Source organism: Edwardsiella ictaluri ATCC 33202 (genome assembly GCF_000264785.1).
In the GTDB taxonomy this organism is placed as follows: domain Bacteria; phylum Pseudomonadota; class Gammaproteobacteria; order Enterobacterales; family Enterobacteriaceae; genus Edwardsiella; species Edwardsiella ictaluri.
The window spans coordinates 19,323-41,543 of sequence record NZ_AFJI01000052.1 but is presented as its reverse complement, the minus strand read 5'-3'; the positions used below and the strand labels follow the sequence as shown (position 1 = coordinate 41,543).

General features: G+C 60.9%; 19 protein-coding genes. 15 read left to right on the top strand and 4 right to left on the bottom strand.

What is annotated here, in order from left to right:
* The first annotated feature begins 84 nt into the window (after positions 1-84).
* The 7 genes from pspF (at position 85) to EIEH_RS06540 (ending at position 7,891) form a co-directional block, all read left to right on the top strand.
* Positions 85-1,107 (top strand): phage shock protein operon transcriptional activator, encoded by a 1,023-nt coding sequence (gene pspF / locus EIEH_RS06570; RefSeq protein WP_015871153.1) that lies wholly within the window; start codon positions 85-87, stop codon positions 1,105-1,107.
* Between the two features lie 401 nt (positions 1,108-1,508).
* Entirely contained in the window at positions 1,509-3,179 is a 1,671-nt protein-coding gene (gene sapA / locus EIEH_RS06565) for an ABC transporter substrate-binding protein SapA (RefSeq protein WP_015871152.1), read from the top strand.
* Positions 3,176-4,141 (top strand): putrescine export ABC transporter permease SapB, encoded by a 966-nt coding sequence (gene sapB, locus EIEH_RS06560; protein WP_015871151.1) that lies wholly within the window; start codon positions 3,176-3,178, stop codon positions 4,139-4,141. Before sapA ends, sapB begins: the two co-directional genes overlap by 4 nt.
* Positions 4,128-5,018, top strand: coding sequence for a putrescine export ABC transporter permease SapC (gene sapC, locus EIEH_RS06555; RefSeq protein WP_015871150.1), 891 nt, complete (start codon positions 4,128-4,130; stop codon positions 5,016-5,018). The genes sapB and sapC overlap by 14 nt, the downstream gene beginning before the upstream one ends.
* Positions 5,018-6,013 (top strand): putrescine export ABC transporter ATP-binding protein SapD, encoded by a 996-nt coding sequence (sapD, locus tag EIEH_RS06550; RefSeq protein WP_015871149.1) that lies wholly within the window; start codon positions 5,018-5,020, stop codon positions 6,011-6,013. Before sapC ends, sapD begins: the two co-directional genes overlap by 1 nt.
* Positions 6,010-6,825: a putrescine export ABC transporter ATP-binding protein SapF gene (sapF, locus tag EIEH_RS06545; protein ID WP_107775284.1), complete on the top strand. Its 816-nt coding sequence runs from the start codon at positions 6,010-6,012 to the stop codon at positions 6,823-6,825. Before sapD ends, sapF begins: the two co-directional genes overlap by 4 nt.
* Positions 6,826-6,919: 94 nt before the next feature.
* On the top strand, positions 6,920-7,891 hold the full coding sequence (locus EIEH_RS06540) for a mechanosensitive ion channel family protein (protein ID WP_015871147.1): 972 nt from the start codon (positions 6,920-6,922) through the stop codon (positions 7,889-7,891).
* 77 nt (positions 7,892-7,968) lie between these two features.
* Here EIEH_RS06540 and fabV read toward each other — a convergent pair whose 3' ends face one another.
* Complete coding sequence (gene fabV, locus EIEH_RS06535; RefSeq protein WP_015871146.1) at positions 7,969-9,162, bottom strand: enoyl-ACP reductase FabV; 1,194 nt, start codon at positions 9,160-9,162, stop codon at positions 7,969-7,971.
* A 196-nt stretch (positions 9,163-9,358) separates the two neighbouring features.
* Between fabV and EIEH_RS06530 the strand changes: the two genes are divergently transcribed.
* From EIEH_RS06530 to EIEH_RS06520, 3 genes are all read left to right on the top strand, one after another.
* Entirely contained in the window at positions 9,359-10,819 is a 1,461-nt protein-coding gene (locus tag EIEH_RS06530) for an AMP nucleosidase (RefSeq protein WP_015871145.1), read from the top strand.
* Positions 10,820-10,953: 134 nt separating this feature from the next.
* Positions 10,954-12,897 (top strand): exoribonuclease II, encoded by a 1,944-nt coding sequence (locus EIEH_RS06525; protein WP_015871144.1) that lies wholly within the window; start codon positions 10,954-10,956, stop codon positions 12,895-12,897.
* Between the two features lie 180 nt (positions 12,898-13,077).
* On the top strand, positions 13,078-13,671 hold the full coding sequence (locus EIEH_RS06520) for an NAD(P)H-dependent oxidoreductase (protein WP_015871143.1): 594 nt from the start codon (positions 13,078-13,080) through the stop codon (positions 13,669-13,671).
* Positions 13,672-13,757: 86 nt separating this feature from the next.
* On the opposite strand, the gene pepT is transcribed toward EIEH_RS06520, so the two are convergent.
* Positions 13,758-14,996 carry a peptidase T gene (gene pepT / locus EIEH_RS06515; RefSeq protein ID WP_015871142.1) on the bottom strand — a complete coding sequence of 413 codons (1,239 nt, stop codon included), beginning with the start codon at positions 14,994-14,996 and terminating at the stop codon, positions 13,758-13,760.
* Between the two features lie 364 nt (positions 14,997-15,360).
* On the opposite strand from pepT, the gene potA reads away from it, so the two are divergent.
* The 5 genes from potA to potD all read left to right on the top strand — a co-directional run bounded on the left by potA (position 15,361) and on the right by potD (position 20,496).
* Positions 15,361-16,494: a spermidine/putrescine ABC transporter ATP-binding protein PotA gene (potA, locus tag EIEH_RS06510; RefSeq protein ID WP_015871141.1), complete on the top strand. Its 1,134-nt coding sequence runs from the start codon at positions 15,361-15,363 to the stop codon at positions 16,492-16,494.
* On the top strand, positions 16,478-17,344 hold the full coding sequence (potB, locus tag EIEH_RS06505) for a spermidine/putrescine ABC transporter permease PotB (RefSeq protein WP_015871140.1): 867 nt from the start codon (positions 16,478-16,480) through the stop codon (positions 17,342-17,344). Before potA ends, potB begins: the two co-directional genes overlap by 17 nt.
* Before the next feature lie 161 nt (positions 17,345-17,505).
* On the top strand, positions 17,506-18,282 hold the full coding sequence (gene potC, locus EIEH_RS06500; RefSeq protein WP_015871139.1) for a spermidine/putrescine ABC transporter permease PotC: 777 nt from the start codon (positions 17,506-17,508) through the stop codon (positions 18,280-18,282).
* Positions 18,283-18,518: 236 nt separating this feature from the next.
* A complete protein-coding gene (locus EIEH_RS19945; protein ID WP_050977406.1) occupies positions 18,519-19,154 on the top strand; it encodes a transposase in 636 nt (211 codons plus the stop codon).
* Positions 19,155-19,437: 283 nt separating this feature from the next.
* Complete coding sequence (gene potD, locus EIEH_RS06490) at positions 19,438-20,496, top strand: spermidine/putrescine ABC transporter substrate-binding protein PotD (RefSeq protein ID WP_015871138.1); 1,059 nt, start codon at positions 19,438-19,440, stop codon at positions 20,494-20,496.
* A gap of 41 nt (positions 20,497-20,537) precedes the next feature.
* Here the strand turns inward: potD and ycfP are convergent, their stop codons facing one another.
* Together ycfP and nagZ are read right to left on the bottom strand one after the other, a co-directional pair.
* The gene (gene ycfP / locus EIEH_RS06485) at positions 20,538-21,080 is read right to left on the bottom strand and encodes an alpha/beta hydrolase YcfP (protein WP_015871137.1); all 543 of its coding nucleotides are present in this window, start codon (positions 21,078-21,080) and stop codon (positions 20,538-20,540) included.
* 87 nt (positions 21,081-21,167) lie between these two features.
* Positions 21,168-22,190, bottom strand: a complete 1,023-nt coding sequence (gene nagZ, locus EIEH_RS06480; RefSeq protein ID WP_015871136.1) for a beta-N-acetylhexosaminidase — start codon at positions 22,188-22,190, stop codon at positions 21,168-21,170.
* Positions 22,191-22,221 lie beyond the last annotated feature (31 nt).

The following is a 22,221-nucleotide window of genomic DNA, read 5'->3' as shown; positions in this document are numbered from 1 at the left end:
ATTATATTCCCGCCGGAGGATTGCAGAAACAGGAGTGATGAGTTTTACTAAAAGATAGTAAAAATAACCACATTAAGGTGAGAGATGGCCGATCGCGATACCCTACTGGGCGAAGACAACGCGTTTCTGGAGGTGCTGGAGCAGACCTCACGCCTGGCTCAATTGAACAAGCCGCTGCTGATCCTCGGCGAACGCGGCACCGGTAAGGAGCTGATCGCCCAGCGCCTGCACTATCTTTCGCCGCGCTGGCAGGGGCCGTTTATCTCCCTAAACTGCGCCGCGCTCAGCGAGACCCTGCTGGACTCCGAGCTGTTCGGCCATGAGGCCGGCGCCTTCACCGGCGCCCAGCGTCGTCATCTGGGGCGCTTTGAGCGCGCCGACGGCGGCACCCTGTTTCTCGATGAGCTGGCCACCGCGCCGATGCTGATCCAGGAAAAGCTGCTGCGAGTCATCGAGTATGGCCATCTGGAGCGCGTCGGCGGCAGCCGGTCGCTGCAGGTTGACGTACGCTTGGTCTGTGCCACCAATGCCGATCTGCCAGCGCTGGCCGCCGCGGGGCAGTTTCGCGCCGATCTGCTGGATCGCCTGGCGTTTGAGGTCATCGCCCTGCCGCCGCTGCGCCGGCGCCGGGCTGACATCCTGCCGCTGGCGGAGCACTTCGCCATGCAGATGTGCCGGGAGCTGGGGCGGGCGCTGTTCGGTGGCTTCAGCGCCCGCGCGCAGCGTACGCTGCTCGACTACCGCTGGCCCGGCAACATCCGCGAGCTGAAAAACGTGGTGGAGCGCTCCGTGTTTCGCCACGGCGACGACGAAGGCGCACTGCAGAACATCGTGCTTAATCCCTTCCCCACTCCCGACGCTGCCGTGGATGATGAGAGGGCCGCGGCGCTGCCGACGCTGCCGCTGGATCTGCGCGCCTGGCAGAGCGAACAGGAGTGCCGCCTGCTACGCCACGCGCTGCAACAGGCGCACTATAACCAGCGGCGCGCCGCCGACCTGCTCGGCATCACCTACCATCAGCTGCGCGGCATTATGAAAAAGCAGGGGATCGCGGCGATACCGCCGCAGACGGCCGACGATGCCGCGGCGATGACACCGCGCGAATGAGGCCGACGACGGGATAAAAAAAAGCCAGCACCCGCGCTGGCATTAAAATGAAACTGTAAGCAATGTGAGCAATGTCGTGCTCCCCGCAGGCGCCTGTCAGACAGACCATTGAGGTGCGATACAAATGATAACGCTTATCAATATCGATTGTAAAGCTTTTTTTCCTCCGACGATAAAAGCCGCGCCCAACCGGCATCGTACGGCGCCAATTGTTTAATCACAGAGCAAATAACCCGCGTCGGCAGCGCCAGCGATTGGGCCGACCGGCAATGTACGTTACACTAGGCTATCGTTCAATGAACTGCCGCTGCTCCGTCGTGTCATGGATCCGACGCAGGCAGCGTGCCGGGCCTCTCTGCCTGCGCCGCCGGCAGCACAGCCAACAACCTGTTGAAGCCTCTATGCGCGCTCTGAAAACACTGTTTATTCCGCTGCTACTCCTGTCAGCAGCGGTCACGGCGGCCGGGAAACCGGCGCCGCAGCCCGCCCCCGCTGTGCCGGATATCCGCCAGAGCGGGTTTATCTATTGCGTCAACGGTATCGTCAATACCTTCAATCCGCAGATGGCCAGCAGCGGCGTGACGGTGGATACCTTGGCGGCCCAGCTCTACGACCGACTGCTGGATGTCGACCCCTATACCTATCGCCTGATCCCCGAGCTGGCCCAACGTTGGGAGGTGCTCGACGGCGGCGCGACCTATATTCTGCACCTGCGCCGCGATGTTCCGTTCCAGAAAACCGCTTGGTTCACCCCGACCCGCAACATGAACGCCGACGATGTGCTGTTCAGTTTCGAGCGCATGTTCGACCCCAAACACCCCTATCACGACGTCAACGGCGGTCACTATCCCTACTTCGACAGTCTGCAGTTCAGCAATGCGGTACAGAGTATCCGCAGGCTGGACGATAACAGCGTCGAGATTCGCCTGAAGCAGCCTGACGCCTCTTTTCTCTGGCATCTTGCCACCCACTACGCACCGGTGCTCTCGGCCCAGTACGCCGATGCGCTGGCCAAGCGTGGCCAGCAGGTGCAGATAGACCGGCTGCCGGTCGGCACCGGCCCCTTTATGCTGGATGAGTATCGCGCCGGGCAGTTTATCCGGCTGACGCGTAACCCGCGGTACTGGAAAGGGACGCCGCGCATGACACAGGTGGTCATCGACCTGGGCGCCGGCGGCACCGGACGGATCTCTAAGCTGCTGACCGGCGAGTGCGATGTACTGGCCTATCCCGCGGCCAGCCAGCTGGGCATACTGCGCGACGATCCGCGCCTGCGCCTCACCCTGCGTCCGGGGATGAACGTCGCCTATCTGGCGTTTAACACCCGTAAGCCGCCTCTGGACAACGTCGATGTACGCAACGCCATCGCCTATGCGATCAATAACCAGCGCCTGATGCAGTCCATTTATTATGGCACGGCGGAGACGGCAGCCTCCCTGCTGCCACGCGCATCCTGGGCCTACGACAATGACGCGCGCGTTACCGACTACAATCCGGAGAAGGCGCGCGCCATGCTCAAGTCCGCCGGGATCAGCAATCTACGTCTGCAGCTGTGGGTACCAACCGCCTCCCAGGCCTATAATCCCAGCCCACTGAAAACCGCCGAGCTGATCCAGGCCGACTTGGCCCAGGTCGGCATCAAGGTCACCATTGTGCCGGTGGAGGGGCGCTTTCAGGAGGCCCGTCTGAATGATATGAGCCATGATATGACCCTCTCCGGCTGGGCGACCGACAGCAACGATCCGGACAGCTTCTTCCGGCCGTTGCTCAGCTGCGCCGCCATTCAGTCCCAGACCAATCTGGCCCACTGGTGTGATCCGGCCTTCGATACCCTGCTGCACCAGGCACTGCAGTCCCAGCAGCTCTCCCAGCGGATTGACGACTATCAGGCGGCGCAAAAAATCCTGGAGCAGCAGCTGCCGATCCTGCCGCTGGCCTCTTCGCTTCGCCTGCAGGCCTATCGCCATGACATCAAAGGACTGGTGCTCAGTCCATTCGGCAACGCCTCGTTCGCAGGGGTATACCGTGATATACCGAGCCCGACGCCCGCGCCGGACAAGGAGAAACCATGATTATTTTTACCCTGCGGCGTCTGCTGCTGCTGCTGGTCACACTGTTTTTCCTGACCCTCGTCAGCTTCAGCCTGCTCTACTTTACGCCCCATGCCCCGCTTTCCGGAGCATCGCTCACCGACGCCTACCGTTTTTACCTGCACAGCCTGCTGCAGGGCGACTTTGGCGTTTCCAGCATCAACGGGCAGGCCATCGTCGGGCAACTGCGGGAGGTGGTCCCCGCGACCCTGGAGCTGTGTATCCTGGGTTTTCTGCTGGCGCTGTTCTGCGGCATCCCTATGGGCATTGCCGCCGGGATGATGCGCGGACGCTGGCCGGACGGTGCCATCAGCACCCTGGCACTGCTCGGCTACTCCATGCCGGTATTCTGGCTGGCGCTGCTGCTGATGCTGTTTTTTTCCCTGCACCTGGGCTGGCTGCCGGTCTCCGGGCGCTATGACCTGCTCTACCCGGTACCCAATATCAGCGGCTTCGCCCTGGTGGATGCCTGGCTCTCCGAGGCCCCCTACCGCCATCAGATGCTGCTCAGCGTGCTGCGCCACCTGGTGCTGCCGGTCAGCGTGCTGGCGCTGGTGCCAATGACCGAAGTCATCCGCCTGATGCGCCTCAGCACCGACGGCGTGGTTAGCCAAAACTACATCAAGGCGGCGGCGACCCGTGGCCTGTCGCGGCGGACCATTGTCCGCCGCCACGTACTGCACAACGCCCTGCCACCGATCATTCCCCAACTGGGTCTACAGTTTTCCACCATGCTGACCCTGGCGATGATAACCGAGGTGGTGTTCAGCTGGCCGGGACTGGGGCGCTGGCTGATCAACGCCATCCGTCAGCAGGACTTTGCTGCCATCTCGGCCGGCGTCATGGTGGTCGGTACGCTGGTTCTGGTGGTCAATGTCCTGTGCGATATCATCGGCGCCGTCACCAGCCCGCTGAAACATAAGGAGTGGTATGCACTTCGATAACCTCTACCGCGAGAAAAAGGTCCCCACTCCGCTACGACAGACCTGGTACCACTTTCACGCCGACTCGCTGGCCATGATCGGCCTGTACGGCGTCGCCGCGCTGCTGCTGCTGTGCCTGTTTGGCAGCCTGCTGGCGCCCTATGGGCTGGATCAGCAGTTTCTCGGCTACCAGCTGCTGCCCCCCTCCTGGTCACGCTACGGCAACGTCGCCTTCTTCCTCGGTACCGACGACCTGGGCCGCGATCTGCTCAGTCGTCTGCTGTGCGGGGCTGCGCCGACCTTTGGCGCAGCGCTGACCGTCACCATCGCCGCCAGCCTGTGCGGCGTCCTGATCGGGGTGCTGGCCGGTATCACACACGGGCTGCGTTCGGCGATCCTTAACCATATTCTCGATACCCTGCTGGCGATCCCGTCGCTGCTGCTGGCGATCATCGTGGTGGCCTTTATCGGACCGCGTCTGGAGCACGCCATGCTGGCGGTATGGATGGCGCTGCTACCGCGTATCGTCCGCGCGGTCTACAGCGCGGTACATGAGGAGCTGGAGAAAGAGTTCGTGGTCGCGGCGCGGCTGGACGGCGCCTCGACCTGGTTTATTCTGTGGGACGCCGTGATGCCCAATATCGCCGGGGTACTGGTTTCCGAATTCACCCGCGCCCTCTCCATGGCGATCATCGATATTGCCGCGCTCGGCTTTCTCGATCTCGGGGCCCAGCTGCCGTCACCGGAATGGGGCGCCATGCTGGGGGACTCGCTGGAGCTGCTGTATGTGGCCCCCTGGAGCGTGATGCTGCCGGGCGGCGCCATTATGATCAGCGTGCTGTTGGTCAACCTGCTGGGCGACGGGCTGCGTCGTGCCGTCAACGCCGGGGTAAAATAATGCCGCTACTCGATATCCGTAACCTGACCATTGAGTTTATGACACCTGGGGGCCCGGTCAAGGCCGTCGATCGTGTCAGCCTGACCCTCAGCGAAGGTGAGATCCGTGGCCTGGTCGGTGAGTCTGGCTCTGGCAAAAGCCTGATCGCCAAGGCCATCTGCGGGGTGACCAAGGACAACTGGCGGGTAACCGCCGACCGGATGCGCTTTGATGACATCGATCTGCTGCGCCTGTCGCCGCGTCAGCGACGCCGACTGGTCGGCCACAACGTCTCGATGATTTTCCAGGAGCCGCAGTCCTGCCTCGACCCCTCCGAACGCATTGGCCGCCAGCTGATCCAGGCGATCCCCGGCTGGACCTATAAAGGCCGCTGGTGGCAACGCTTTCACTGGCGCCGCCGCCGCGCCATTGAGCTGCTGCACCGCGTCGGTATCAAAGATCACCGCGATGCCATGCGCAGCCTGCCCTACGAGCTGACGGAGGGAGAGTGCCAGAAGGTGATGATCGCCATCGCCCTGGCTAATCAGCCGCGCCTGCTGATCGCCGATGAACCCACCAACGCCATGGAGCCGACCACCCAGGCGCAGATCTTCCGCCTGCTGGCGCGCATGAACCAGAACAACAACACCACCATTCTGCTGATCAGCCACGATATGCAGATGATGAGTAAGTGGGCCGACCGCATTAACGTCATGTACTGCGGGCAGACGGTGGAGAGCGCCAGCTGTGAGGAGATCCTCCGCGCGCCGCACCACCCCTATACCCAGGCTCTGCTCCGGGCGATGCCCGACTTTGGCCGGTCGCTGCCGCCCAAGAGCCGCCTGAACACCCTGCCCGGTGCCATTCCGTCGCTGGAGCATCTGCCGATCGGCTGCCGCCTGGGGCCACGCTGTCCCTACGCCCAGAAAAAGTGTATTCAGACCCCCACCCTGCGCAGTGTGAAAAACCACAGTTTTGCCTGCCATTTCCCGCTGAACATGGAGGAGGCCCAGTGATGAAAACTCTGCTGGAGGTCCACGGCCTGGAAAAAACCTTTCGCTACCGCACCGGCTGGTTTCGCCGCCAGCGGGTCGAGGCGGTCAAACCCGTCAGCTTCACCCTGCGCGAGGGGCAAACGCTGGCGATCATCGGTGAGAACGGCTCGGGGAAGTCGACCCTGGCCAAGATGATTGCCGGCATGATCGAACCGAGCGGCGGCGAGATCGTCATCGACGATCACCCGCTGTGCTACGGCGATTACCGCTACCGCAGCCAGTGTATCCGAATGATTTTTCAGGATCCCGCCACCTCGCTCAATCCACGTCAGCGCATCGGTCAAATCCTGGACGTACCGTTGCGGCTGAATACCGATCTGGACGCCCCGGCGCGCGAGGAGCGGATTAATCAGACACTGCGTCAGGTCGGGCTGCGCAACGATCACGCCTACTACTATCCGCACATGCTGGCCACCGGCCAACTACAGCGCATCGCCCTGGCACGCGCGCTAATCCTGCAGCCCAAGGTCATCGTCGCCGATGAGGCCCTGGCCTCCCTGGACATGTCCATGCGCTCGCAGATCATCAACCTGATGCTGGAGCTACAGCAAAAGCACGGCATCGCCTATATCTACGTCACTCAGCACCTCGGCATGATGAAGCACATCAGCGATCAGGTGCTGGTGATGCAAGCGGGCCAGGTGGTCGAACGCGGCAGCACCGCCGAGGTGCTCGCCGCCCCGCTGCATGATTTAACCAAGCGTCTGATCACCAGCCACTTCGGCGAGGCCCTAACCGCCGACGCCTGGCGCCGCGATGGCGGCGGCTTTTAACCCGCGCCGGGCGCCATCGCCCGCCGCCCCCCTTGACGAAAAAGACGGGTGCCCGTCCCCTGGACGTCCATGAATCTGTTTAAGGTAAACTGCTGTGGCTCTAATTGTCGAAAAACTGCATGCGCATCTGATACTGGCCGCCGTACTGCTGCTGCTCAGCGCGATGGTATATGGCCTGCGCCAGTGCCGGGGAAACCGCGGCACCACCCTGCTTCAGGTGGCGCAGATCCTGCTTTGGCTGCTGCTGGTGCTGCTGCTGTGTGAAGGAGTTAAAAAATACCTGGTCATCGTCGGACTCTGGCCGTGGATTAAATATATCTCTTTCTGCCAGACTGTCCTGATCATCTTTGTCCTGTTTAAGGCCATCTCATCGGCCATCAATATCATCGCCGACCGGCAGGTTAAAAACGGGATCAACCGTTCGAAAACCCTGGTGGCGATCCGCGCTATTAATATCCTCATCCTGTTTCTGCTGGCGACCCTGTTCGGCGAGCAGCTGGGGCTGAATATGTCCGGACTGCTGACCTTTGGCGGCGTCGGCGGCGTCGCCATCGGTATCGCCAGCCGCAATATCCTCAGCAACCAGCTGTCCGGCGTGATGCTTTACTTCGATCGCCCCTTCAACGTCGGTGACTGGATCCGGCTACCGGAGAAAAATACCGAGGGTGTGGTGACCGAAATCGGCCTGCGCACCACCAAAATTGTCACCTTCGACCAGAAGCCGCTGTATATTCCCAACTCGGTATTTTCATCGATCATGATCGAGAACCCCGGGCGCAGCGACTACCGCAAGGTCGAGCTGGCGGCGATCGTCAAAAGCTTTGATGCGCAGCAGGTCAGCACCCTGCTGGGGCTGATCGGCGACAAGGTGGCGCAGGATCCGCGGGTCAACAGACAGCTGGATACCTTTATCCATATGCACAATATTACCAAGGATGGTATCCAGATCCTGATTAGCCTGTTCGCCAATACCCGAGATTACGATGTCTATCTGACGCTCAGGCAGAGCCTGATCGTCTACACTGTCGACACCGCCAGCGCGCAGGGGCTGGAGGTCACCTGCTGATAGCCCCCACGCTGCACCGTTCAAAAAAGGCCGCATCCGCGGCCTTGTTAGCATGTTACTGCGGCGTTTGCGCTAAGTTACAACGTAACTACGTCGAACTGCACGTCCGGATTCACATCAGCATCGTAGTCTACCCCATCCAGACCGAAGCCGAACAGGCGCAGAAACTCCTGTTTGTAGCCGCTGTAGTCAGTCAGCTGGCTGAGGTTCTCGCTGGTGATGGATGGCCACAGATCGCGACAGGTCTGCTGCACGTCATCGCGCAGCTCCCAGTCATCCATACGGATGCGGGCGTGATCGTCCAGCGCCATGTCGCTGCCGTACAGGCGCGTGCGCATCATACGGTCAACCTGCTCCATACAGCCTTCGTGGATCCCCTTTTCCTTCATTATCTTGAAAGACATCGAGATGTACAGCGGCATCACCGGGATCGCGCTGGAGGCCTGAGTCACCACTGATTTCAGCACCGCCACATGGGCAGTACCGCCGTGAGCGGCGAGATCGCCGCGGATACCCGCAGCGGCGCGATCCAGATCTTCCTTCGCGCGGCCCAGCGTGCCGTGCCAGTAGATAGGCCAGGTCAGATCGGTGCCGATGTAGGAGTACGCCACGGACTTGGCACCGTCGGCCAGTACCCCGGCATCACGCAGCGCGGACATCCACAGCTCCCAGTCCTGCCCGCCCATCACGGTGATGGTGTTCTGGATCTCTTCTTCCGTCGCCGGCTCGACGCTGGCGGAGATGATCTGATCCTTATTGGTGTCGATGGCGGTGGTGGTATACACCTCCCCGATAGGCTTCAGCGCCGAGCGAACCACCTCGCCCGTATCCGGCAGCTTGCGCACCGGCGAGGCCAGCGAATAGACCACCAGATCCACCTGCCCCAGATCCTGCTTGATCAGCTCGATCACCTGCTGGCGGCATTCGTTGGAGAACGCATCGCCGTTGACGCTCTTGGCGTAGAGCCCCGCCTCTTTGGCCGCCTTGTCAAACGCGGCGGCATTATACCAGCCGGCGGTCCCGGTCTTGGTTTCCGTGCCCGGCTTCTCAAAGAACACGCCGATGGTGGCGGCGCCTGCGCCAAAGGCTGCGGCGATCCGCGACGCCAGGCCATAGCCGGTCGACGCACCGATCACCAGCACTTTTTTAGGGCCGTTCTCAATCGGTCCTTTAGCCTGGGTATAGGCGATCTGACGACGGACGTTGGCCTCACAGCCAACCGGATGGGTAGTGGTGCAGATAAAACCGCGAACCTTGGGTTTGATAATCATAGTGTCTCTTATCCGTTTTATGGATGAAATCAGGGCATAAGATAGCGCATTGTACCCCAATTGGGTGCTCTGATGTGTTGTCCACGGCGAAAAAGTCCCGTATCCCCCCTTTTCCCCGGCGCCGCTCTCGGCTAGGCTTGCAGTACCGTTTGCTGCACGCGTCAGCAGCGCCATTTTTATCCATCAGGGAGAAGCCATGACTCCAGCCAACAGTGCGCCGCCTCTCACCCCGGAGCAGGCGATCAATCACCTGAGCGCTTACTATGACGGTGCCGTGCGCGCCCTGCGCGACGCTATTGGCGCCTTTATCGGACACGGCGAGGTGCCCAACACCGCGGCGCGCGCCGCCGGGTGCTTTGTCTACCCTGCGCTGCACGTCTTCTGGGACGGTGAGGGTAAGCCGGGGGAGCGCACCCGTGCCTATGGCCGCTTCAACCATCCCGGCCACTACGTCACCACCGTCACCCGCCCGGAGCTATTCCGCAGCTATCTGCTGGAGCAGCTGACCCTGCTGGTGCGCGAATATGGCGCCCGTATCGAAGTTCGCCCATCGGACCAAGAGATCCCCTATCCCTATGTTATTGACGGCGCCGAGCTGGGGCTTGACCGTATGCTGAGCGCCGCGCTGGCACGCCACTTTCCGACGCCGGATCTTGCCAGCATCGGCGATGAAACCGCCGACGGTGCGCTGCTGGGGCGGCAGGATCCCCCGCTCTCCCACTTTGACGCCCTGCGCACCGACTTTTCCCTGGCCCGCCTGCGCCACTACACCGGCACGCCACCCGAACACGTGCAACCCTATATTCTGTTCACCAACTACACCCGTTACGTCGATGAGTTCGTGCGCTGGGCCCGCAGACAGATAGGTAACCCCAACAGCGGCTATCGGGCGCTCTCCGGCGCCGGGGGCATTTACATCGATGCCGCCAACGCGGACGACGATCAGCTGGTCAGCGATCTGGCGTGGAAAAACCATCAGATGCCCGCCTATCATCTGATCGGCGACGATGGCTCCGGCATCACCCTGGTCAATATCGGCGTCGGTCCATCCAACGCCAAGACCATCTGCGACCATCTGGCGGTGCTGCGCCCTCACGCCTGGCTGATGATCGGCCACTGCGGCGGTCTGCGCCAGAGTCAGACCATCGGCGACTATGTGCTGGCCCACGCCTACCTGCGCGACGACCATGTGCTGGACGCCGTGCTGCCGCCGGACATCCCGATCCCCAGTATCGCCGAGGTACAGCGGGCGCTGTACGACGCCACCAAGCAGATCAGCGGCATGCCCGGCGAGCAGGTCAAGCAGCGGCTGCGCACCGGCACGGTGGTGACCACTGACGACCGTAACTGGGAGCTTCGCTACAGCGCCTCAGCCCGACGCTTTAACCTCAGCCGGGCGGTTGCGGTCGATATGGAGAGCGCCACTATCGCCGCCCAGGGCTACCGTTTTCGCGTACCCTATGGCACCCTGCTGTGCGTCTCGGACAAGCCGCTGCACGGGGAGATCAAGCTGCCCGCCCAGGCCAACCGCTTCTATCAGGGCGCCATCTCCGAGCACCTGCAAATCGGGATCTATGCGCTGGATCTGCTGCGCGCCGAGGGCGACCGCATGCACTCCCGCAAGTTGCGCACCTTCAATGAGCCGCCGTTCCGCTAGCGTGGGCATCCACCCGGCTGAATTCGCCTCCCTGGCCTGCCGCGCTTGCCCCGGCGGGCCACTTTGCGTAACAATGGCAGCCACTTTTTTTGGTCATCACGATCGCTCACCAGCCGGAATCACTATTTCACACTATGTTTCAGGACAACCCGCTGCTTGCCCAGCTAAAACAGCAACTTCACTCGCAGACTCCCCGTGTGGAAGGCGTGGTCAAGGGAACCGACAAAGGCTTTGGCTTTTTAGAGGTTGACGCGCAGAAAAGCTATTTCATTCCACCGCCGCAAATGAAGAAAGTGATGCACGGTGACCGCATCCGTGCCGCCGTTCAGGTTGATAAAGAGCGTGAAATCGCCGAGCCGGAAGAGCTGTTGGAGCCATTCCTGACCCGTTTTGTCGGCCGTATTCAGAAAAAAGAGAACGATGAGCGCCTGTCCATTATCCCGGACCATCCGCTGTTGAAAGACGCCATCGGCTGTCGTCCGGCACGCGGTCTGGATCGCGCCTTCAGGCAGGGAGACTGGGTGCTGGCCGAAATGCGCCGCCACCCACTGAAGGGCGACCGCAGCTTCTTTGCCGAGATCACCGCCTTCATCACCGACGGCGGCGACCACTTTGCCCCTTGGTGGGTCACCCTGGCCCGTCACGATCTGGCGTGCAGTGCACCGCAGTGGCAGGCGGGAACCCTGCTGGAGGAGGGACTGGATCGCGAAGATCTGTGCGCGCTGCCGTTTGTCACCATCGACAGCGCCAGCACCGAAGACATGGATGATGCGCTGCACGTGCGCGAGAACCCCGACGGCAGCCTGCGTCTGACCATTGCCATCGCCGATCCGACGGCCTACGTCAGCGCCGACAGCCCGCTGGACGCCGAAGCGTGTCATCGCGCCTTCACCACCTATCTCCCGGGCTTTAACATCCCGATGCTGCCGCGCGATCTCTCCGACGACCTGTGCTCACTGCGCGAAGGGCAGCGCCGTCCGGTGCTGGCCTGCGAGGTCACCCTCGACGCCGACGGCGGTCTGCGCAACGACATCCGCTTCTTCAGCGGCTGGATCGAGTCCAAAGCCAAGCTGGCCTACGATCGGGTTTCCGACTGGCTGGAGGACTGCGGCGACTGGCAGCCGCCGAGCGACGATATCGCTGCCCAGATCCGCCTGCTGCACCGCGTGGCCAACGCCCGTACCCAGTGGCGTCAGCAGCATGCCCTGGTGTTCCGCGATCGCCCGGACTACCGCTTTGTCCTCGACGATCACGGCAACGTCACCGATATCGTCGCGGAGCCGCGCCGCGTGGCCAACCGCATCGTGGAAGAGTGCATGATCACTGCCAACGTCTGTGCGGCGCTGGTGCTGCGCGAAGGCCTCGGATTCGGGATCTACAACGTCCATACCGGCTTCGATCCGGCGCTGGTGGAACAGGCCGTCTCATTACTGAACGCCAACGACGTCGCCACCAACGCCGAAGCGCTGCTGACCCTGGACGGCTTCTGCACCCTGCGCCGCCATCTCGACTCGCTGCCGGGCACCTTCCTGGATAGCCGTATCCGCCGCTTCCAGACCTTTGCCGAAATCAGCACCGAGCCGGGGCCGCACTTTGGCCTGGGGCTGGAGGCCTACGCCACCTGGACTTCACCGATCCGCAAGTATGGCGATATGGTCAACCACCGTCTGCTGAAGGCACTGATCGCCGGTAAGCCGACGACGCGGCCGGTCCAGGCAATGACGCAGCAGCTGGCCGAGCGCCGCCGCCAGAACCGGATGGCGGAGCGCGACGTCGGCGACTGGCTGTACGCCCGCTTCCTGAAGGAGAGGGTTAACGCCCCGATTCCATTCAACGCCGAGATCATCGATATCTCACGCGGTGGCATGCGCGTCCGCCTGCTGGAAAATGGCGCGGTGGCCTTTATTCCGGCCTCCTTTATCCATGCCGTGCGCGACGAGATGGTATGCAGTCAGGAGAACGGCACCCTTCAGGTGAAAGGCCGCGTCGTCTACCGCCAGGGCGATACCGTTCCGGTGACCCTGAGCGAGGTTCGCCTCGATACCCGCAGCCTGATCGCCCGCCCCTTCAGCGCCTGATCTGAAGGCTCTGGCCCGCCCCGCGCGGGCCATTTTTTTAGGCGATCCCCTGATGCCCAACGGCCCTTTTTGTGCCCTCTCCCGCCGCGACGCGTTCCAATAGAGTAATCACAATGATAGTTTTATAAACATTCATTTACGTATCCGTCATGCTGCCCATCGGGCGCACTGGAGCCAGTCATGAGTCATATCCTATTGCTTAACGGCATGAAACCCTTCGGCCACTCGAACGGCCAGTTGAACACCACGCTACACGACACCGCCCAAGAGCACCTGGGCGAGCTGGGACACCAGCTGCGCGCGACGACGATCGCTGAGGGATACCAAGTAGCACAGGAGGTGGAGAATCTCCTGTGGGCGGACTGCATCATCTATCAGATGCCGGGATGGTGGATGGGGGAACCCTGGATCGTCAAAAAATACCTTGATGAGGTCTTCACCGCCGGTCATGGCCGTCTGTACACCAACGATGGCCGTACCCGCGCCGACACCAGTAAAAAATATGGTTCCGGCGGACTGCTGCAGGACAAAAAATATATGCTGTCGCTAACCTGGAATGCGCCGCAGGAGGCCTTTGACGATCCGGCCCAGTTCTTCCACGGCCAGGGGATCGACGGCGTCTACCTGCACTTTCACAAGGCCAACCAGTTCCTCGGTATGGCGCCCCTGCCGACCTTCCTGTGCACCGACGTCATCAAGCGGCCGGACGTCGAGCACAATGTGGCGCGCTACCGTGAGCACCTGACGCGCCTGTTCACCAACGGCACCTGCTGAATCCGGCGCAAAACACGGGGTGCCCCGCCCATCGCGCGACACCCCGGATACGACGGCCATCCCCGGCCGCCGTACAGCGGTCCAGATTATCCGGCGACGCGTGCGCGCCCGGCGGTCAGCTCAGCGATACGCATGATCACCGATACCGCCTTCTCCATCCCCTCCAGCGTAATAAACTCATGCTTGCCGTGGAAGTTATAGCCACCGGTAAACAGGTTCGGGCACGGCAGGCCGTGGAATGACAGCTGCGCCCCATCGGTGCCGCCGCGGATCGGCCGCTCGATGGGCTCGATCGCCAGATCGCACATCGCCTGACGCGCCAGGGCGACGATATGAGGGTGCTTCGCCACCTCGTCACGCATATTGTAGTAACTGTCGTCCAGCGTCACCTCGATGTAGCAGTCCGGGTGCAATCCCTGGCCCACCTGCTTGGCAATCGCCATCATGTGCTTCTTGCGCGCCTCAAACCCCTCGCGGCTGAAGTCGCGCACGATGTAGTGCATCTCGGCCTTCTCCACGCTGCCCTTCATCGACACCAGGTGGTAGAACCCCTCATAGCCGTCGGTCTGCTCCGGCACCTCCGCCGCCGGCAGCAGCGCATGAATACGGTTTGCCAACCCCAGGGCGTTAACCATCACCCCCTTGGCGCTGCCCGGATGTACGTTATTGCCGATGATCTTGATGTTGACGGAGGCCGCATTAAAGTTTTCACACTCCAGCTCGCCCACGCCACCACCGTCCACGGTGTAGGCCCACTCCGCGCCAAAGGCCGCGACGTCGAAATGCTGGGCGCCCTTACCCACCTCTTCATCCGGGGTAAAGGCTACCCGGATCTCACCGTGGGGGGTATTTCCCTGCTTGAGACGCACCATCGCCGTCATAATTTCGGCGATCCCCGACTTATCGTCGGCCCCCAGCAGGGTTTTGCCGTCGGTGGTGATCAGGGTCTGCCCCAGCAGCTGGTGCAGCACCGGAAACATCACCGGAGAGAGAATTTCATCGCCGATCCCCAGGGCGATATCGCCACCGCGGTAATTTTCGACGATCTGCGGATTCACGTTTTTACCACTGGCGTCCGGCGCCGTATCCATATGGGCGATAAAACCGATGGTTGGCACCGGCCAGGCCACGTTGGCGGGCAGCGTCGCCATCACGCAGCCGTGTTCGCTGAGCGTGACCTGCTCCAGCCCCAGCGCCAGCAGCTCGCTTTGCAGTGCGCGGGCCAGCCTGAACTGTCCCTCGGTGCTCGGAACCTGACGTACTCCGGGCTTGGACTGTGTGTCAAACGAAACATAGTTAAGAAAACGATCAAGTAAGTTATTCATTTGGTATTTTCTCCCTTCTTGTTGCCCCATTATGCGGAGCCACCTCCGGCGAAATATTGCGTCAGGTCATTTTTACCGGGGTTTGCCTTTTCTCCTGACAGAAAAAATATGACCTCTATCCAGATTCAGCAAAAGCGGTGAATAATTTGTAAACGAATCGGAGCAAATGTCGGGATTTACGCAGGAAATCCGTGAATTCTGCACGCCTTAGCTTTCAATTATTGCCCGCAGGGTCTATCATGCGCGCTCTAAAAATTTGATCGACGCCGCTGGTTTCGAGCGCCCGGGAGTCCCGGTTTGCTCACGCAGTCTTTTTCAGCGGCGGTTCTATCTGCAACATCTCTCGGGATAGAGTAACTATTAAATGACTGAGACTTCCTCTGTAGACGCCCAGGCGCTTCCGGTCGTATGCCTGACCCATATCCGCAAATCCTTTGACGGCAAAGCGATCATTCCCGATCTCGACCTGAGTATTAATCACGGTGAATTTGTCACTATTCTTGGCCCCTCCGGCTGTGGCAAGACCACAGTGCTACGCCTGATCGCCGGGCTGGAAGAGGTCGACAGCGGCCATGTTGCACTGGATGGCGAGGAGATCACCCACCAGCCGGCCGAGCAGCGCCACGTCAATACCGTCTTCCAGAGCTACGCCCTGTTTCCGCACATGAGCGTCTTTGAAAACGTGGCCTTTGGCCTGCGCATGCAGAAAACCCCGCACCATGACATCGCGCCGCGCGTCATGGATGCCCTGCGCATGGTGCAGCTGGACGAGCTGGCCCAGCGCCGCCCACATCAGCTCTCCGGCGGCCAGCAGCAGCGGGTGGCCATCGCCCGCGCGGTGGTCAATAAACCGCGGGTGTTGCTGCTGGACGAGTCGCTGTCGGCGCTGGACTACAAGCTGCGCAAGCAGATGCAGAACGAGCTGAAGGCGCTGCAGCGCAAGCTGGGCATTACCTTTATCTTCGTCACCCACGATCAGGAAGAGGCGCTGACCATGTCCGACCGCATCATCGTGATGCGCGATGGACGTATCGAGCAGGACGGCTCGCCGCGTGAGATCTACGAGGAGCCGAAAAACCTGTTTGTGGCCAGCTTTATCGGCGAAATCAACATATTCGATGCCGAGGTGCTGCAGCGTATCGATGAGCAGCGGGTGCGCGCCAACGTAGAGGGACGCGAATGCGATATCTACGTCAACCCGGTGTTGCCGGTCAGCCAGGGCGACCGACTCAAGGTGCTGCTGCGGCCGGAAGACCTGCGCGTGGAGGAGATCAGCGACAGCGAGCAGGTCGACGGTATCATCGGCTATGTGCGCGAGCGCAACTACAAAGGGATGACCCTGGAGTCCAGCGTAGAACTGGAAAACGGCAAGATGGTGATGGTCAGCGAGTTTTTCAACGAGGACGATCCCGACGTAGACCATTCGCTCGATCAGAAGGTCGCAGTCACCTGGGTCGAAAGCTGGGAGGTGGTGCTGCCTGATGAAGAAATCGCGTAAACTGTTTCAAAATGTCGTGATCGCGCTGGTGGTAGGCTGGCTGTCGCTGTTCGTCTTCCTGCCTAACCTGATGATCATCGGCACCAGCTTTCTGACCCGCGATGACGCCAGCCTGGTACAGATGGTGTTCACCTGGGGCAACTACGCCCGGCTGTTCGATCCGCTGTATGCCGAGGTGCTGCTGCACTCGCTCAACATGGCGCTGATCGCCACCCTGTGCTGTCTGGTCATCGGCTATCCCTTTGCCTTTATTCTGGCGCGGCTGCCCCACCGGGTACGCCCGCTGCTGCTGTTTCTGCTGATCGTCCCGTTCTGGACCAACTCGCTGATCCGGATCTACGGGCTGAAGCTGTTCCTCAGCACCCGCGGCTACCTCAACGACTTCCTGCTCTGGGTCGGCATCATCGATCAGCCGCTGCGGCTGATGTACACCTCCACGGCGGTGGTGCTGGGGCTGATTTACATTCTGCTGCCCTTTATGGTGATGCCGCTCTACTCCAGCATTGAAAAGCTGGATCGCTCGGTGCTGGAGGCGGCGCGCGACCTGGGCGCCAACCGGCTACAGACCTTCATGCGCATCATCGTCCCGCTGACCATGCCGGGGATCGTCGCCGGCTGCCTGCTGGTGCTGCTGCCGTCGCTGGGCATGTTCTACATCGCCGACCTGCTGGGCGGCGCCAAAAACCTGCTGATCGGCAACGTCATCAAGAGCCAGTTCCTCAATATCCGCGACTGGCCGTTTGGCGCCGCCACCAGCATCTGCCTGACGCTGGTGATGGGGGTGATGCTGCTGATCTACTACCGGGTCGGTAAGCTGCTCAACCGTAAGGCCAGCGATTTGGCAGACTGACGGACAGGCGCGGTGTTGGCGTCGTACCGAGAGGTCAATATTTAATATCCATTTGTTTTATATTATAAAATTTTGTCGAATGGTTTGGAGAAGATAACAAAATTGTCTAATCTGCATAAGTATAACGCGTGCGTATGCCGCGCCGCCCGGGAGGATCTGCCATGCTCGGACGCCTGATGCGCGGGGGCTTCATGTCCCTCATCTACGCTTACTTATATATCCCTATCATTATTTTGATCGCGAACTCGTTTAACAGCTCGCGCTTCGGCATCAGCTGGAAAAGCTTTACCCTGAGCTGGTACAGCACGCTGATGAACAACGATAGCCTGTTGCAGGCGGCGGGCCACTCGATCACCATGGCTGTGCTCTCCGCCACCTTTGCCACCCTGATAGGCTCCCTGACCGCCGTGGCGCTGTTCCGCTATCACTTCCGCGGCAAGCCCTTCGTCAGCGGTATGCTGTTTGTGGTCATGATGTCCCCGGATATCGTCATGGCCATCTCACTGCTGGTGCTGTTTATGCTGCTGGGGGTCTCCCTGGGATTCTGGTCCCTGCTGTTCTCGCACATTACCTTCTGCCTGCCCTTCGTGGTGGTCACCGTCTACTCCCGTCTGCGGGGCTTTGACGTCCGCATGCTGGAGGCCGCCCGCGATCTCGGCGCCAGCGAGCTGGTTATCCTGCGCAAAATCCTGCTGCCACTGGCCATGCCGGCGGTGGCCGCGGGCTGGCTGCTGAGCTTCACACTGTCGATGGACGATGTCGTGGTCTCCTCCTTTGTCACCGGGCCGGGCTATGAGATCCTGCCGCTGAAAATCTACTCGATGGTCAAGGTGGGGGTCTCTCCGGAGGTCAACGCCCTGGCCACCATCCTGCTGGCGCTGTCGCTGCTGCTGGTGCTCGCCAGCCAGCTGATCCTGCGCGACCGCACCCGCAGCTAGTCTCAAGGCAGGCGGCCTCTACGCCGCCTGCCTTGCATCGTCCCCCTTTCCGGGAGGCCAATTATCTTTTTTGTTACCGCATTTATCTTCGGCGATTTAATCGGTATCGCCGTGCTGTTAACCATGCGGCCCTAGTTCCAGGCGGCTGTTTGGATTTGACCCTGCCCCAAAATCCTGCGCCATTCAGAAACAGCATTCCGGCATGATAAACACGCCCCTGAACCGAGGTGGTGCCGATGCAAAAGTCACGATTCACTGAAGAGCAGATTGTCTTTGCCCTGAAGCAGACTGAGCTGGATACGTCCGTGCCCGATGTCTGCCGCAAGCTGGGTATCTCCGGCACCACTTTTACACCTGACGAAAGCAATACGGCGAAATTTCCCCCTCTGAACTCAAACCTATGCGGCAACGGGCAAAGGAAATCTACGGCTGAAGAGAGAAGATGTCTATTGATCTCAGCCCCGACAAGACGATGCTGCAGGAAGGATAGGCGTCCGACAGACGTGGCCGGGATGCTGGATAGCATAGTGCACAGGCGTCCTTTACCGCAGGTGCTGAAAGCCGATAATGGCTCTGGATTTGCAGGGAACATATTGGATAGTTGGGTGTATGAAAGCGGGATCGGCGTCTCCCGCCCGGGAACACCGGCGGACAACGCGACGGTGGGATCCTTCAACGGCAGGTTAAGGCAGGCGGGTCTGAATGAGAACGGGTGCATCTCTCTGGAGGATGAACGGGCAAAATCGAGACCTGTCACATACGCTATAACCCGCGTCGTCCCCATTGTGCACCGGGCTGGATGCCCCCAGCGTTTACTGAAAAATCCGCCGGTTGCCAGAATATGCAGCCAGAATAAGGCCGGTTATTCCTGATTATGCATAGACCACATACGGGGAGCGGGTCACGCCGCCAGGGCTTTCATGAGCAGGCCTACGCCCGACTCAACCAACAGTCGTCTCGCTAATCTCCGCCACACCGCCGTCCACGCCCCTTGCCGACGGTACGCTTGGCCGCCAGCGGCCGACAGCGGCCAAGGCTTTACCCCCACCGCCACCGCTCCTATAATAGCCCGCCTGTTTGTTGTGGTACGCCAAGGTGTTACGACAGCGGACAGTTCCATCTTCTGTTTCGACCTTCACTATAGGGATACGCTGAATGAAAAAGTGGTCACCTCTGGTAGCCGCAGGTTTGCTGGCAATGGGAGCTCATGCCGCACATGCTGCCGATGCGCCGAAAACCGACAATAATACGGTCTACTTCTACAACTGGACCGAATATGTCCCGCCGGGACTGCTGGAGCAGTTCACCAGGGAAACCGGAATCAAAGTCATCTATTCGACTTATGAATCCAACGAAACCATGTACGCCAAGCTGAAGACGTACCGGGAAGGCGCCTACGATCTGGTGGTACCCTCCACCTACTATGTCGCCAAGATGCGTAACGAAGGGATGCTGCAAAAGATCGATCGCGATAAGCTGAGCAACTTCCACAACCTGGATCCCAATCTGCTACACAAGTCGTTTGACCCGAAAAATGACTACTCCATCCCCTACATCTGGGGTGCGACGGCGATCGGGGTCAACAGCGATGTCATCGATCCAGCCAGCGTGACCAGCTGGGCCGACCTGTGGAAGCCGGAGTATAAGGGCAGCCTGCTGCTGACGGACGATGCGCGCGAAGTGTTCCAGATAGCCCTGCGCAAGCTGGGTTACTCAGGCAATACCACCGATCCCAAGCAGATCCAGGCGGCCTATCAGGAGCTGGTAAAGCTGATGCCCAACGTACTGGCCTTCAACTCCGATAACCCGGCCAACCCGTTTATGGAGGGCGAGGTCAATCTGGGCATGATCTGGAATGGCTCCGCCTATGTGGCGCGTCAGGCCGACACCCCGGTGCAGATCGTCTGGCCAAAAGAGGGCGCCATTTTCTGGATGGACAGCCTGGCTATTCCGGCCAATGCCAAAAACCCCGAAGGCGCGATGAAGCTGATTAACTTCCTGCTGCGCCCGGACGTCGCCGCGCAGGTCGCGGAAACCATCGGCTATCCAACCCCGAACCTGGCGGCCCAAAAGCTGCTGCCTAAAGAGGTGGTCAGCGACAAGTCGCTCTATCCGGATGCGGAGACCATCGCCAAAGGCGAGTGGCAGAATGACGTCGGCAGCGCCAGCGAAATCTACGAAACCGATTTCCAGAAGCTGAAGGCCGGACGCTAATCCCCCAGCGCAGGGGGAGCCTCTCCCCCTGCCATCGCCCCTCAGGCCACGCTCTTAAACGCGCGGATCCGCTGCAGATGCGGTGACAGGCTGGAGAACTTATGCCCCTGCTGCTCATCCCACACCACATCATAGTACGGCGCCAGCAGCCCGGCGCTACGCTGACTGTCCAGCACCTCATCGTGGCGCGACAGCAGCACCAGGCTGCGGCCGCGGTTACGGCTGCGGAAATTCTCCACGCACTTGGTGGCGATATCCGCGTACTCTTCGGGGCGATCGATGAGCCCCGGCATCGTCTCCTGCGGGAACAGGTTCGGATTCACCATCACCTGGCGGATGCCGCAGAGAAACCCGATGCGCTCGGCCCAGAATCCCCCGAGCCCGACGCCGCAGATCAGCGCCCCCGGATCATCACCCTGACGGACGACCCGACTCACCTCGTTGAGCAGATACTGCATGTCATGCCGCGGATGACGCGTGCTGTAGCTGATCAGCCGCACATCCGTATCGATAAACTGCAGCTGCAGTACCTTTTCATGATTGCCCGGACTGGTGGAGTCGAAACCATGTAAATAAATAATCATACGTCTCCCTAAGCGGTCTCCCGCACGTGTCATCAACGCCGCACACGGCGGCGGCCCCGCACCTGATAAGTTATCCGGCGCCAGATCTCAGGCCTGTTTGGCCTCCTCCCAACGCTGGTGTAAGCGTTGCAAATCCTGATGCGCCTGCTTCCAGCGCGCGCTGCCCATCAGCCCCTCGCGATCAACCTGACCACGGTGACGCAGGCGGGCAATACGCGGTGACCCCGCAGCAGACAGGTGGTCCAGCACGCTGATAGCACCCTGGCGGTTATTGCATACCAGCACCATATCGCAGCCGGCATCCAGAGACGCTTGCGCCCGCTGCGCATAGCTGCCCATCACCGCGGCGCCGTTCATCGATAGATCGTCCGAGAAGACCACCCCCTCGAAGCCCAGGGTCTGGCGCAGTACCTGCTGCAGCCAGTAGGGTGAGCCGCTGGCCGGGCGGGAATCCGCCTGTGAATAGATCACGTGGGCAGGCATGACCGCATCCAGCTTGCCGCACGCATTCAGCGTCCTGAAAATAACCATATCATGCTCAACGATTTGCACCAGCGGACGCGCGTCGATCGGCGTCTCTTTATGGGAGTCCGCACTCACCTTGCCATGCCCCGGAAAATGCTTGCCGGTCGCCTTCATTCCCGCCTGGTGCATCCCGTCGATAAACGCCTGCGCCAGCGGAATGGCGCTCTCTGCCTCCCGGTGGAACGCACGTTCGCCGATGGCGGCACTGCCGTGCCCCAAATCCAGCACCGGGGCAAAACTCAGATCGATATCCATGGCGATCATCTCGCAGGCCATCAGCCAGCCGCCCTCCAACGCCAGACGCTGCGCCTCCTGCGGCGTGTTGAGCGCGGCATAGGACTGCGCTGCCGGCAGGCGGGTAAACCCCTGATGGAAGCGCTGCACCCGTCCCCCCTCCTGATCGACGGTCACCAGTAAAGGGTGGCGTGCCGCCTGGCGGATTTGGCGCACCAGCTCACGCAGCTGTGCCGGATCGTCAAAATTACGGCTAAACAGGATCACGCCACCGACCAACGGATGATCCAGGATCTCACGCTCCTCGGCATCCAGCTCATGGCCGACAACATCCAGCATTACAGGACCCACACGACGTCTCCTCTCTGGCGGCGCCGCGCGC